This is a genomic window from Streptomyces sp. BoleA5 (assembly GCF_000373665.1).
Taxonomy (GTDB): domain Bacteria; phylum Actinomycetota; class Actinomycetes; order Streptomycetales; family Streptomycetaceae; genus Actinacidiphila.
The window spans coordinates 362,922-375,366 of the sequence record NZ_KB892113.1 but is presented as its reverse complement, the minus strand read 5'-3'; the positions used below and the strand labels follow the sequence as shown (position 1 = coordinate 375,366).

The window sequence follows — 12,445 nt, the reverse complement described above, 5'->3', positions numbered from 1 at the left end:
GCTCCCGATTGGGGATGCGGGTCACAGAACAGGCAGGATATTGGGCATGTCCAACAACACGTCCGAGGGTGCGCCGCTCGCCGCGAACCCGCTCACCCGTGCCGTCCTGGAGATCGACGACTATGCGTCCGGCCTGGGCTGGGACCAGCCCGCCCGGCTCTTCGCCCTGGTCGACACCGCGGCGCTGCGCACACAGGAACCGAAGCTCGCCGAGGAACTCGGCCTCGGCGACCAGACAGCCGCCGGGCTGACCCCGATCGAGCAGGACGAGCTTCCGGCGGGTGCCGCGCTGGACGAGTTCCTCGCCACCATCGCCTGGCCGGGCGTCGTCAGCGGCTGCGCGCTCACCGTGGAGCGGCTGATGCTGCCGCCGTCCGCGGAGGAGTCCATCCCGCAGGGGCTCGACGACGCCGCGCTGGCCCGCTGGGTCGCCGCGCACCCCGACCGCCAGGAGGTCCGCATGACCGTGGGCGTGCTGCGGGACGGGTCCCGGGAGGCGGCGGTACGGCTGCGCGAGAAGGACTCCCCCACCGAGGTACTGACCGGCTCCGCCCTGGTGCCGGGGCTTGCCGAGGCCCTGGCGGCGACCTTCGAGGACTGACGCCGACGGCCCCGGGGAGCGTGCCCCGGGGCCGTAGGTCCGTGCGGACGCGCCGGGCTCAGCCCTTCGTGCAGGAGGGCAGGGCGGACGTGCGGCCCTCGCGGATGTCCTTGAGCGCGTCCATGGCGTCGTCGATGGTCTTCACCTTGACCAGGGTGAGGCCGCTCGGGGTGTCGGCCGCCGCCTCCGCGCAGTTGTCAGCGGGGGTGAGGAAGTACTCGGCGCCCTTCTCCCGGGCGCCGATGGTCTTCATGTCTATGCCGCCGATGGGGCCGACCTTGCCCTGGTCGTCGATCGTCCCCGTGCCCGCGACGAACTTGCCGCCGGTGAGGTCCTCCGGGGTGAGCTTGTCGACGATCCCCAGCGCGAACATCAGGCCGGCGCTCGGGCCGCCGACGTCCGCCAGCTTGATGTCGATCTTGAACGGGAAGGTGTGCTCGACCCCGGCCTGGATGCCCACGACCGCCCGGGCCGCGCCGTCGTCGTCCGACTTCGCCGTGGTGATGGTCACGTCCCGGGTGGCGTCGCCCTTCGCGCCCTTGGGCACGACGGTGAACACCACCTTCTGCCCCGCCTTGTGCTTGGTGACCAGCTCGGCGACGTCGCCCGCCACCTTCACCGGCCGGCCGTCCACGGCCTTGACCACGTCGCCCGCGTGCAGCTCGCCCTCAGCGGGGGCGCCCTTGACCACGGCGGAGACGATCACCCGGGAGCCGACGGGTATGCCGAGCTCGTCGAGCGCCGCGACCTTCGCGCTGTCCTGGGACTGCGTGAACTCCTCGGCGTTCTCCTGGTCGGCTTGCTCCGCCGTCTGCCCCTTGGGGTAGAGCGTGTCGTGCTCGACGACCTTCTGGTCGTGCGCCAGCCAGCCGACGACCGCCTCGACCAGGTTCATCGAGTAGTCCGCGCTCGTCACCCGCACCGTGGTCATGTTGAGGTGACCGCTGGTCGGGTACGTCTTGTGCCCCGAGATCTGCAGCACCGGATCCCCGCCGTGCGACCCGAGCGTGTTCACCGTGGGCCCCGGTGACATCTCCGCGTACGGGACGCGCCACAGCAGCGCGACACACAGCAGCGCTATCAGGGTCAGGGTCGATGCGAGCAGCGTCGCGGTGCGGCGTGGCATGGAACGACAGTACGGTACGTGACCGTCAGCCGCCCCGTGGGCACTCAGGCCGGTCCGCCCGATCCGGTGCGCTGCATCGCCTCGCGGAAGCGCTCGTAGTCGGCGAGCGAGGCACCGTCCCCCGTGGAGCGCGTACGCGCCGCCCAGCTTCCCCAGACGGCCGCGGCGACGGCGGCGACCAGCGGGATGAGCAACCATGCGAGCGCTGCCACTTCGGCCTCCTGGACGCGCATGCCGATCAAGAACTATGAGCAGACTAATCTTCTGCTGCTACAACGTTCAGAGCGGGTCGCAGGTTACGCAACCGCAGGTGGGCCACCCAGTGGGGAGGCCGGTGGCGGACCGCGTGCCCGGTGGTCAGTGGGCGCAGGCTCCGACCCACTCCTCGGTCCCGTCGGCGAAGGCCTGGTGCTTCCAGATCGGGACCTCGCGCTTGAGGTCGTCGATCAGCCTCCGGCAGGCGGCGAAGGCCTCGGCCCGGTGCGGGCAGGAGACCGCCACGACGACCGCGAGGTCACCGACCCGCAGTTCGCCCACCCGGTGGACGGCGGCCAGTGCCCTGACCGGGAAGTCCGCGGCCACCTTCTCCGCGACCCGGCGCAGCTCCGCCTCCGCGCTGGGGTGCGCCGAGTAGCCGAGCCCGGTCACCTCGGCGCCCGAGGGGCCGTCGTGATCACGGACCGTGCCGACGAACAGCGCGGTGCCGCCGGCGGAGTCGTGCCCCACCGCGCGGAAGACCTCGTCCACGGACAGTTCGGTGTCCCGGATCGCGAGGAGCCGGAGGGGTTCGTCGTGCGTCTGTGCCATGCGGCTCATGCTGCCCCATCGCCCGTCATGCGGAAACCCCCTTCCGGAGCGAGTTCGCGGGGCGACGCTCAGACACCGCGGCGCCTGCGCGCCCTCCGCACCATCGCCGCCGTGCCGACCAGGGCGACCGTCGCGCCCGCCGCCCCGAGCGTGGCCGCGTCCTTGCGCCCCAGGCGCCGCCCGACGACGGAGTTGCGGCCGGCGACCTCCTCCAGCAGGACGGCCAGCACCTCCTCGTTGGTCCACTTCGGCCGCCAGCCCGACTCGTGCAGCCGGCTGCCGCTGACCACCCAGGGATGCATCGTGTACGCCAGGTCGCCCGCCGGGGAGGGCGTGAGACCCAGCCGGTGCAGCCGGGAGGCCGCGCCGAGCGCCACGGCGGGCGGCAGCTCCATGCGCCGGATGCCCGAGAGCTCCTCGACCTCCTCCTGCTCCAGCCAGCCGTCGCAGCCGACGGCCATCTCGCCGTCGACCTTCTCCAGCGCCGCGTGCTCCAGCGCCGTCACCAGGTCCTCCACGTGGCAGAACTGCCAGCAGGGGCGGCTGCCGCCCACCACCAGCAGGCGCGGCGACTCGAAGTAGCGCGTGAGCGCGGTGTCGGTGCCGCCCACCAGCACGGCCGGACGCAGGATCGTCACGTTCAGGCCGGGGTGGGCACGGGGGGCCCGCTTGCCCAGCCGCTCGATCTCCAGCAGGTCGCCCACGAACGACGCCTCCGCGGTGGCGCGCAGGGGCGCGTCCTCGGCGAGCGGGACGTCGTTGTCCGCGTGGGCGCCGTAGACCATGGCAGAGGTGCACAGCACCACGCGCCGCACGCCCGCGGCGGCCGCCGCGGTGAGCACCGTCTGGGTGCCGCGCACATTGAAGGCGCTGCGCGCCTTGGGGTCGGACTCCAGGTCCAGGTCGAGCGCGAGGTGGACGACGACGTCCACGCCGCGCAGCCGCTCGGCGATCGCCGGGTCGCGTACGTCGAGCACAGCCCACTGGGCGCCGGGAACGTCACCGCGGCGCTCGTCGATCGCCACGACCTTCTTGACCCGGTCGGATTCGGCCAGCCGCAGGGCCAGCAGCAGGCCGACGCCGGAGGCGGCGCCGGTGACGGCGACCACGGGCCCAACGGGGGCCCGGTCGCCGCTCCGCTCTGGGCGAACGGTCGGTTCTGGGGAACTCACCAGGTGTCTCCCACGGTTGTCTCTGGTACCGGGTGCGCGGTCCGCAACCGCGGTCCGTACGCAGCCATCCTGCCTGACGGGTGTCTAGGCTGGAGGTACAGCCCACAACACACAGAGCCGAGGAAACCGTGAGCGACATCCCATTCGGATTCGGAGTCCCTCCCGAGGAGCCCGAGGAAGGGGACGACGGCAAGAAGCCGGGCGGTTCCGGCGACAGCTCCCGGGGCCCGGCCAATCCCTTCGGTTTCGGCGGCGCGAATCCCTTCGGCGGACCGGGCGGGGACAACCCCTTCGCCGCGATGTTCGGTTCGCTGAACCCCAACGACCTGGGCGCGGCCTTCCAGCAGCTGGGCCAGATGCTCTCGTACGAGGGCGGCCCGGTGAACTGGGAGATGGCCAAGGACATCGCCCGCCAGACGGTGGCCCAGGGCACGCCCGAGGGCTCGAAGGACGTCAGTGTGGGCCCCGCGGACCGGGCCAAGGTCCAGGAGGCGCTGCGGCTGGCCGACCTGTGGCTCGACGGGGTGACGTCGATGCCCTCCGGCGCCGGTTCGGCCGTGGCGTGGAGCCGCGCCGAGTGGGTCGAGGCGACCCTTCCGGTGTGGAAGGAGCTGGTCGACCCGGTCGCCGAGCGCGTCGGCACGGCGATGGGCGACGTGCTGCCCGAGGAGATGCAGGCCATGGCCGGCCCGCTGCTGGGCATGATGCGCTCCATGGGCGGCGCCATGTTCGGCACCCAGATCGGGCAGGCGCTGGGCACGCTCGCCGGTGAGGTCGTGGGATCGACCGACATCGGCCTGCCGCTCGGCCCGGCCGGCAAGGCCGCGCTGCTCCCCGCCAACGTGGAGTCCTTCGGCCGGGGCCTGAGCGTGCCGCAGGACGAGGTCCGGCTCTACCTGGCGCTGCGCGAGGCGGCGCACCAGCGGCTGTTCGCCCACGTGCCGTGGCTGCGGGCACACCTGTTCGGCGCCGTCGAGGGTTACGCCCGCGGTATCAAGGTGGACACCGCGAAGCTGGAGGACGCGGTCGGCCACATCGACCCGTCGAACCCCGAGGCGCTCCAGGACGCCCTGCAGCAGGGCATGTTCCAGCCCGAGGACACCCCGGCGCAGAAGGCGGCGCTGGCCCGCCTGGAGACGGCCCTCGCCCTCGTCGAGGGCTGGGTGGACGCGGTCGTGCACGCGGCCGCCGCCCCGCACCTGCCGTCGGCCGGGGCGCTGCGCGAGACGCTGCGCCGGCGCCGGGCGAGCGGCGGCCCCGCGGAGCAGACCTTCGCCACGCTGATCGGCCTGGAGCTGCGGCCCCGCCGGCTGCGGGACGCCTCCCGGCTGTGGGCCTCGCTCACCGACGCGCGCGGCGTCGAGGGGCGCGACGGGCTGTGGGCCCACCCGGACATGCTGCCGACCGCCGCGGACCTGGACGACCCCGACGGCTTCGTCCACCACGAGCAGCTGGACTTCTCCGAACTCGACAAGATCCTCGGCGAGGCCGCGGGCGGTCATGTGAAGGACGTCCGGCGGGACGAGGACGGACGCGACGGCACCGACGAGGGCAAGGGCGACGACGAGAAGTGAGTCTGCACGACGACGCGGTGCGCGTCCTGAAGGACTGGTCCGCGCCCGACGCGGGCCAGGAGCGGCTTCGGGAGACCTACCTGGCGCACCTGCAGGAGCATCCGGACGGCATGTGGAAGGCCTGCGCCGAGGGACACCTCACGTGCAGCGCCCTGGTGGTGGACCCGGAGCGCGGAAGGGTGCTGCTGACCCTGCACAAGAAGCTCGGGATGTGGCTGCAGATGGGCGGTCACTGCGAACCGGAGGACACCTCGCTGGCCGCGGCCGCGCTCCGCGAGGGTGTCGAGGAGTCGGGTATCCGCGGTCTCGCCCTGCTGCGGCCCCAGCCGGTCAACCTCGACCGTCACCTGACGCCCTGCGCCTGGCACCTGGACGTGCAGTACGCGGCGGTGGCCCCGCCCGGCGCGGTGGAGGAGATCAGCGAGGAGTCGCTGGACCTGAAGTGGTACTCGTACGACGAGGTCGCCGACGTCGCGGACGGTTCCGTCCGGACGCTGCTGGCCCGCACCCGCGCGCTGCTCTGAGGCGGCGCGCGGGGCGGGACCCGCGGCGGGCGCTCAGCGGTTGCTGAAGATGTTGCCCTGGTTCATGCCGTGCGCACCCTGCTGGCCGAAGCCGTACTGCGCGGCGACGCCCCCGCCGAGCTGGGCGTTCTGCGGCGGCATCAGCTCGCTGGGCTGCACCAGGACGTAGCCCTGTCCGAGGAAGTTGAGCTCCCAGCCCTCACCGGTGTTGCCGCGCCGCCGCCAGACGCCCGAGGAGCTGGTCTGGGCCTGCATCTGCACCCGGAGCGAGGACGACCAGGCGACGACCGCGTCGGAGTCGGCGGAGACGTACTTGTCCGGGGTGACCGGCATCAGCAGCGGCTTGCCCGAGGTCATCAGCGCGACCTTGCCGTGCCCCGTGATGTTGAGGTTGTAGGCGCCGCTGCCGGAGATGCCGAACTGGCTGTCGACGGAGATGACCTCCCAGTGCAGTCCGGAGTCGAGCGCCAGCACATAGGCGCCGTCCACGGTCAGGCCCTCCTGGTCCACGTCGACGACGTGGACGTGCTGGGCGAGGTTGGCCAGGTAGACCGTGCCCTGCCCGGAGCAGCGCATCAGGTCCAGACCCTCACCGGTGCGGTGGCGGGCGGAGCGCTGGGCGTGGCTCTGGTACTCGCCGTCGAACTCGATCAGGCCCTGGTACGCGACCATGGCGCCCTTGCGGGCCAGGCAGTCGGTGCGGCCGTCGAGCCTGACCCGCAGCAGGTAGGGGTTCTGGAGTGCGTACTGGTCCTCGGTCTGGACCTCGGTGTAGCCGAAAAGCGGGCTCTGCATGGTGTCTCGCTCCCCCTCAGCCCCGGACTCGGAGGCGGTCGGTGCTGTCCTCACTGGGCTGTACGACGACGAAGCCCTGGCCGGAGAAACCGATCTGGAAGGCCTCGCCGCTGCCGCGCCCGATGAGGGCGGACGCCTTGAAGCTGCGCTTCGCCTTCGTCTTCAGCCCGCTCGACCAGGCCACGAGCGCGTCCGGGTCGACGTAGGTCTCGTCCTCGCCGCGGCCGCAGTCGACCACGACCGGGGTACCTCGCGAGGTGACGGCCACCCAGCCGGTGCCCGAGATCCCGACGTTGAACAGGCCCTGGCCGGCGAACTTGGCCAGCCCCTTCACCCGCTCCACGCCCCACTGCAGGTGGGCGTCGAAGGCGAGCAGATTGCTGCCGTTGACCGACAGCGCCTCGTTGTCGAGGTAGACGCACACGACGTCGGCGCCGTAGTCCGCGAGGTACAGCAGGCCGTCGCCGGAGCACTTCATGATCGGTGCGCCCTCGCCGGTGAGCCACTGCGAGGCCATCTGGCGGACGGCGGGCGGGTTGGGCTCGTACTGGACGAAGCCCTCGTAGGCGACCATCGAGCCGGTGCGCGCGAAGAGGTCCTGGCCGCTCTGCATGGCCACCTTCAGCATGCTGCTGCCGTGGTTCTCCATGCGGGCGGTGACCGGTGCCGGGGCGTACCCGGAGATCAGTGACTGGTCCATGACGGGCTCCCCCTCAGACCTCGTACGGCTGGACGATGATGAAGTTGCCCGGGGCGCCCCGGAACTGCAGGTTCACGGTCTCCCCGCTGTGTCCCGGGTACGCGTTCCTGCGCAGCCTCACCTGGCTGGAGAGCACCACCTGGGAGGCCGCCGACCAGGCGACGATCGCGTTGCTGTCGGCGTAGGTGGTCGGCGTGACCGGCAGCACCACCGGGGTGCCGTGGGTCTTGACCACCACCGTGCCCGTGCCCTGGAACAGCATGGTGAACAGAGCGCCGCCGGGAATGCCGTGGCCCTCGATGCGGCGGACCTCGTGCTGCAGGGACTCGTCGAAGGCGAGCACGTTCTCGGCGGAGACGCAGATGGCGTCGCCCTGGAGCTCGATGGGGTGCAGGTAGGACGCTTCCTCGGCGAAGAAGACCTGACCGCGGCCGGTGCAGCGCATCAACTGCATCTCCTGGCCGGTCATGTTGCCGACGATGCGGCCGGTGAACCCGGCGCCCTTGTAGCCGAATTCGACCTTGCCCTGGTAGAGCACCATGCTGCCCTGGCGGGCGAGCACGGGCTGGCCGCCGGCCTGCGCGAGGTCGGCGCGCATCAGCTTCGGGTTCTGCTGGGTCCAGCGCTGGCCGGTGGGCAGCTCACGGTACTTCTGCATGGCCGCCGCCAGACCCGCGCCGGGGGTCTGCGGGACCTGGCCGGTGTGCGGGGCCTGCGGCGGCTGGCCGAAGGCGGGCTGGCCCGGCATGCCCTGACCGGGCATCGGCTGACCGGGGACGGGCTGGCCGTACGGGGGCTGGCCCGGTGCGGGCTGGCCGTACGGGGGCTGTCCGAAGGGCGGCTGACCCGGCATCTGGCCCGGGACCTGACCAGGAGGCGCCTGCGGCGGCGGGACCTGGCCGAACGGCGGCTGACCGGGGGGCGCCTGCGGCGGGGCCTGGGGCGGCGGCGTGGTCATCGGCGCCACCATGGTGGGGGCGGCGTGCACGGGCGCCGGAGCCGGCGGGGCGCCGAATCCCGGCGCGGGCTGCGGAGGGGCGGGCGGCCCGGTGGCCACCGGGGGCGCGAAGCCGGGCGCGGGGCCCGCCGGGGGCGCGAAGCCCGGTGCCGCGGCGGGCTGCTCGGGCGCGGCCTGCTGCTCCTCGGCGACCTCGCCGCCGAAGTTCTTGAGCAGGGCGTCCAGTCCGCCGTCGAAGCCCTGGCCGACGGCCGCGAAGCGCCAGACGTCCTTGAGGTAGAAGTCGGCGAGCATGACCGCGCGCTCGGTGCTGAACTCGGCCCCGGTGAAGGCGTAGCGGGCGACCTCCTCGCCCCCGGCGACGATCCTGACGTAGCCCGGACCGATCTGCGACATCTGCCCGGCGCCGTCGATCGTCGCGGTGAAGCTCAGCTTCTGGATCTGGGCGGGAATCCGGTCCAGGGTGACCCGGAAGGACTCGGTGTCGCCGGCCTGCGTCCCCAGCTGCTGGATCGCCTCCTCGGGCGACTTGGGCTGGTTGTAGAAGATGAAGTAGCGGTCGTCTGAGAGCTGTTCCCCGGCGTCGAGCCCGAAGCAGCTGATGTCGAAACCGAGACCGGGTCCGCCGATCTGCACGCCGATGTACAGATCCGTCCCCGCGGTCAGGTCACTGATCTTGGCCTTGTGGCCGCGCTGGAATTCCCTGGCCATTGCTAAGGACCGTCCCCCCATCCGTACGTACGTACTTGGTGCGTTGCGCCAGGCTAACCGCTGGCCGTGACAGGGGCTATTCCCCCGCTATTCCTCGTGTGCCGTGGGCGGGTGGGGCAGCCGGGCCGCGGCGACGACGCCCTCCAGGTACCCGCGCGCGCGTTCGGTGCGCGGGTAGGACTCCAGCAGCCTCCAGAAGTCCGGCCCGTGACCGGGCACCAGGAGGTGGGCCAGTTCATGGAGCAGGACGTAGTCGACGACGTACTCGGGCATGCCCTGGAGCCGGTGGGACAGGCGGATGCTGCCCTCGGCGGGCGTGCACGAGCCCCAGCGGGAGTTCTGGTTCGTGACCCAGCGCACGGTCCGCGGTATCGCGCGGCCTCCGAGGTACTGCTCGGACAGCTGCGCCGCGCGGGCGGACAGCCCGTCGTCACCGAGCCGGCGGCGGCTCTCCTGGGCGGCGAGCTTGTCGAGCATGACCGTCACCCAGCGCTTCTCCTCGGCGGCGGACATCCGGGCGGGGATGAGGACCACGGTGACGTCGCCCTCGCGGTACGCCGAGACCGTCCGGCGTCGTCGGGCGCTTCGGCGCACTTCCACCGCGCTGGTCCTGGGGGCGCGCGGGGGCTGGCCGGAAAGGCTCTGGGCGGGGTCGGCGGACACGCCCCGACGTTACCCGTACCGGGTCCGGGAAGTCCCGCCCCCGGTGGCGCCCGGTGAAAAAGGAGCGCGGAAAGTTACCGGGTGCCGGGTGCCGGATGCCTGGTCCCAGTCATATCGAATGATCATTCGCGGCACCTGTGGATAACTTTCGCGGTCTGTTCGCGGATTCCGGGCATGCTGGTCCGGTACGGAATCGGAACGATCTCTCGATCGGGAACTGAGCCCACGGGGGTGGCGATGCGTCCCATGCTCAAGCCGGCGATGCGCCGCAGTTGGCGCAACCGGGAAAGTCTGCAGTTCGGCGTCGACCCGGCGCACGCGGTGGTCCTGGACCCGGTGGACGGCGCGGCCGCCGCCTTCCTCGACCTGCTCGACGGCACGCGCGGCCTCGGTCCGCTCGCCCGCGAGGCCGAGTCGCTGGGGCTTCGGGCCCCGCAGGCCCGGCGGCTGCTCGGGCTCCTGGCCGAGGGCGGTGTGCTCGACGACGCGACGGCGCACACCGAGCTGTCCGAGACCATACGGCACCACTCGGCCGCACTGGACCGGCTCCGCCCCGACCTCGCGGCGCTGTCCGTGGTGCACTCCGACCCGGGCGGCGCGGCGGACCGGATGGGCCGCCGGCGGGCCGCCCGCGTACGGGTGACCGGGGCCGGCCGGGTCGGCGCGACGGTCGCGGCGGTCCTCTCCGCGGCGGGGGTCGGCCGGGTCGACGTACGCGACGGCGGCCGGGTCGAACCCTGGGACACCGCGCCGGGCGGCATCCCCGCCGAGCACATCGGCGAGCGCCGGGACGCGGCGGCGCGCGGTCTGGTGCGCAGGGCGGCGCCCGATCCACGGGCGGCAGCGGTGGGCCGCCGGGGGCCGTCCGCCGCGCCGGAGCCCGGGCTGTCGCTGGTGGTGGTCGCACCGCGGGACGGCCTGGCGGCCTACGCCCCCGACGCGCACGAGGCCGAGCCGCTGATGGCCGCCGGCATCCCCCACCTCTATACGGGGGTGCTGGAAGGCCGGGGAGTGGTGGGTCCCCTGGTGGTGCCGGGGAGCACGGGGTGCGCGGGATGCCTGGGACTTCGGATGGCCGACGCCGACGCGGCCTGGCCCAGGGTGCTGGCGCAGTTGCGGTCCGGCCGGGGCGGGGTCCCCGCCTGCGACATCGCTCTGGCCACCACGGTCGCGGGGCTCGCCGCGGCGCACGCGCTGGCCTTCGTCGACGGCGGGCGGCCGCCGAGCTGCGGCGGGCGCGTCGAGATGGGTCTCGCCCGGCTGACGACGGAGGTACGGCCGGTGCCGGGGGACCGCAGGTGCGGGTGCGGCGCGCACACCGCGGATGCCGGGGTGACCGACGACGCATGAGGTTTGTGACACCGCCGGTGCCATGGTCCGGGAGGGGCGGGGGACAATGACGACGTGACCGATCGGAAAGAGGGGGCGCATGTCTGATCTTCCGCGCAAAGCGGTGACCCGTACCGCCAAGCTGGCGGCACTCCCACTGGGATTCGCCGGGCGGGCGACGCTGGGACTGGGCAAGCGGCTCGGCGGGCGCCCCGCGGAAGAGGTCGCCACCGAGCTGCAGGAGCGGACGGCCGAACAGCTCTTCAAGGTCCTCGGCGAGCTGAAGGGCGGCGCCATGAAGTTCGGGCAGGCCCTGTCGGTCTTCGAGGCCGCCCTGCCCGAGGAGGTCGCGGGCCCCTACCGTGCCGCCCTCACCAAGCTTCAGGACGCGGCGCCGCCGATGCCCGCCCGCACCGTGCACGCCGTACTGGCCGAGCGCCTCGGCGAGGACTGGCGCGAGTTCTTCACCGAGTTCGACGACCGCCCGGCGGCGGCCGCCTCGATCGGGCAGGTGCACCGGGCCGTGTGGCACGACGGCCGCACGGTCGCGGTGAAGGTCCAGTACCCCGGCGCCGGGGACGCCCTGCTGTCGGACCTCAACCAACTCGGCCGGGTGGCCCGGCTGTTCGGGCCGCTCATTCCCGGCATGGACATCAAGCCGCTGATCTCCGAGCTGCGCGACCGGGTCGCGGAGGAGCTGGACTACGAGCTGGAGGCGCAGGCCCAGCACGCGCACGCGGTCGAGTTCGCCGACGACCCGGACGTGGTGGTGCCCGACGTGGTGCACCGCACGGACCAGGTGCTGGTCACGGAGTGGATGGACGGCGTGCCGCTGGCGGAGGTGATCTCGGAGGGCTCCGCGCAGATGCGCGACCGCGCGGGCCAGTTGCTGGCGCGCTTCCTCTTCGCCGGCCCTGCGCGGACCGGGCTGCTCCACGCCGATCCGCACCCGGGCAACTTCCGGCTGCTGGTCGACGACGGTCCCGCGCGGGGCTGGCGGCTGGGCGTGCTGGACTTCGGCACGGTGGACCGCCTCCCCGAGGGCCTGCCGCTGCCCATAGGGACGGCGCTGCGCCTGGCGCTCGCCGACGACGCGGACTCGGTGCACTCGATGCTCCGCCAGGAGGGCTTCGTCAAGCCGACGGTCGAGCTCGACCCCGACGCCGTGCTGGACTACCTGCGGCCGATCATCGAGCCCGCGGCGGTGGAGGAGTTCACCTTCGCGCGCGGCTGGATGCGTGCGCAGGCGGCGCGGATCGCCGACCCGCGCTCACCCGCGCACCAGCTGGGCAAGCAGCTCAATCTGCCGCCCTCATACCTGCTCATCCACCGGGTGACACTCAGCACCATCGGGGTGCTGTGCCAGCTGGCGGCCACGGTCCGGCTGCGGGACGAGCTGCTCGAATGGCTGCCGGGCTTCTCCGGGGAGGACCTGGCCCCGCTGCCCGAGACCGAGGACGCCTCAGCCTAGGCGCAGCGGGCCCG

Annotated in this window: 13 protein-coding genes; 5 read left to right on the top strand and 8 right to left on the bottom strand. The window is 72.8% G+C overall.

Annotation, left to right across the window (positions count from 1 at the left end; genetic code table 11):
- Positions 1 to 46: 46 nt before the first annotated feature.
- Positions 47 to 601, top strand: a complete 555-nt coding sequence (locus B085_RS0126015; RefSeq protein WP_018561542.1) for a PPA1309 family protein — start codon at positions 47 to 49, stop codon at positions 599 to 601.
- 58 nt (positions 602 to 659) lie between these two features.
- Here the strand turns inward: B085_RS0126015 and B085_RS0126010 are convergent, their stop codons facing one another.
- From B085_RS0126010 to B085_RS0125995, 4 genes are all read right to left on the bottom strand, one after another.
- Positions 660 to 1,727 (bottom strand): PDZ domain-containing protein, encoded by a 1,068-nt coding sequence (locus B085_RS0126010; RefSeq protein WP_018561541.1) that lies wholly within the window; start codon positions 1,725 to 1,727, stop codon positions 660 to 662.
- 44 nt (positions 1,728 to 1,771) lie between these two features.
- Entirely contained in the window at positions 1,772 to 1,939 is a 168-nt protein-coding gene (locus B085_RS50150; RefSeq protein WP_018561540.1) for a hypothetical protein, read from the bottom strand.
- Between the two features lie 145 nt (positions 1,940 to 2,084).
- The gene (locus B085_RS0126000) at positions 2,085 to 2,543 is read right to left on the bottom strand and encodes a molybdenum cofactor biosynthesis protein MoaE (RefSeq protein ID WP_026251449.1); all 459 of its coding nucleotides are present in this window, start codon (positions 2,541 to 2,543) and stop codon (positions 2,085 to 2,087) included.
- A gap of 59 nt (positions 2,544 to 2,602) precedes the next feature.
- The gene (locus B085_RS0125995; RefSeq protein WP_026251448.1) at positions 2,603 to 3,706 is read right to left on the bottom strand and encodes an SDR family oxidoreductase; all 1,104 of its coding nucleotides are present in this window, start codon (positions 3,704 to 3,706) and stop codon (positions 2,603 to 2,605) included.
- A gap of 128 nt (positions 3,707 to 3,834) precedes the next feature.
- Between B085_RS0125995 and B085_RS0125990 the strand changes: the two genes are divergently transcribed.
- Positions 3,835 to 5,280: a zinc-dependent metalloprotease gene (locus B085_RS0125990; protein WP_018561537.1), complete on the top strand. Its 1,446-nt coding sequence runs from the start codon at positions 3,835 to 3,837 to the stop codon at positions 5,278 to 5,280.
- Positions 5,277 to 5,804: an NUDIX hydrolase gene (locus tag B085_RS0125985; RefSeq protein WP_018561536.1), complete on the top strand. Its 528-nt coding sequence runs from the start codon at positions 5,277 to 5,279 to the stop codon at positions 5,802 to 5,804. Before B085_RS0125990 ends, B085_RS0125985 begins: the two co-directional genes overlap by 4 nt.
- Before the next feature lie 33 nt (positions 5,805 to 5,837).
- Here the strand turns inward: B085_RS0125985 and B085_RS0125980 are convergent, their stop codons facing one another.
- The 4 genes from B085_RS0125980 to B085_RS0125965 form a co-directional block, all read right to left on the bottom strand.
- Complete coding sequence (locus B085_RS0125980; protein ID WP_018561535.1) at positions 5,838 to 6,599, bottom strand: AIM24 family protein; 762 nt, start codon at positions 6,597 to 6,599, stop codon at positions 5,838 to 5,840.
- A gap of 16 nt (positions 6,600 to 6,615) precedes the next feature.
- The gene (locus B085_RS0125975; RefSeq protein WP_018561534.1) at positions 6,616 to 7,299 is read right to left on the bottom strand and encodes an AIM24 family protein; all 684 of its coding nucleotides are present in this window, start codon (positions 7,297 to 7,299) and stop codon (positions 6,616 to 6,618) included.
- Positions 7,300 to 7,312: 13 nt separating this feature from the next.
- Entirely contained in the window at positions 7,313 to 8,968 is a 1,656-nt protein-coding gene (locus tag B085_RS0125970) for a TerD family protein (RefSeq protein ID WP_018561533.1), read from the bottom strand.
- An 87-nt stretch (positions 8,969 to 9,055) separates the two neighbouring features.
- Positions 9,056 to 9,631 carry a M48 family metallopeptidase gene (locus B085_RS0125965; RefSeq protein WP_026251447.1) on the bottom strand — a complete coding sequence of 192 codons (576 nt, stop codon included), beginning with the start codon at positions 9,629 to 9,631 and terminating at the stop codon, positions 9,056 to 9,058.
- 237 nt (positions 9,632 to 9,868) lie between these two features.
- Here B085_RS0125965 and B085_RS0125960 point away from each other — a divergent pair, with 237 nt between their 5' ends.
- A complete protein-coding gene (locus B085_RS0125960; RefSeq protein WP_037732474.1) occupies positions 9,869 to 10,981 on the top strand; it encodes a TOMM precursor leader peptide-binding protein in 1,113 nt (370 codons plus the stop codon).
- Positions 10,982 to 11,060: 79 nt separating this feature from the next.
- The gene (locus B085_RS0125955) at positions 11,061 to 12,431 is read left to right on the top strand and encodes an ABC1 kinase family protein (RefSeq protein WP_026251446.1); all 1,371 of its coding nucleotides are present in this window, start codon (positions 11,061 to 11,063) and stop codon (positions 12,429 to 12,431) included.
- Positions 12,432 to 12,445: the final 14 nt, after the last annotated feature.

Excerpts from the sequence above, each read along its gene's own strand:
- B085_RS0126000 (WP_026251449.1), bottom strand. The coding sequence starts at position 2,543 with ATGAGCCGCATGGCACAGACGCACGACGAACCCCTCCGGCTCCTCGCG.
- B085_RS0125980 (WP_018561535.1), bottom strand. The coding sequence starts at position 6,599 with ATGCAGAGCCCGCTTTTCGGCTACACCGAGGTCCAGACCGAGGACCAG.
- B085_RS0125975 (WP_018561534.1), bottom strand. The coding sequence starts at position 7,299 with ATGGACCAGTCACTGATCTCCGGGTACGCCCCGGCACCGGTCACCGCC.
- B085_RS0125960 (WP_037732474.1), top strand. The coding sequence starts at position 9,869 with ATGCGTCCCATGCTCAAGCCGGCGATGCGCCGCAGTTGGCGCAACCGG.
- B085_RS0126015 (WP_018561542.1), top strand. The coding sequence starts at position 47 with ATGTCCAACAACACGTCCGAGGGTGCGCCGCTCGCCGCGAACCCGCTC.
- B085_RS0126010 (WP_018561541.1), bottom strand. The coding sequence starts at position 1,727 with ATGCCACGCCGCACCGCGACGCTGCTCGCATCGACCCTGACCCTGATA.
- B085_RS0125955 (WP_026251446.1), top strand. The coding sequence starts at position 11,061 with ATGTCTGATCTTCCGCGCAAAGCGGTGACCCGTACCGCCAAGCTGGCG.
- B085_RS0125970 (WP_018561533.1), bottom strand. The coding sequence starts at position 8,968 with ATGGCCAGGGAATTCCAGCGCGGCCACAAGGCCAAGATCAGTGACCTG.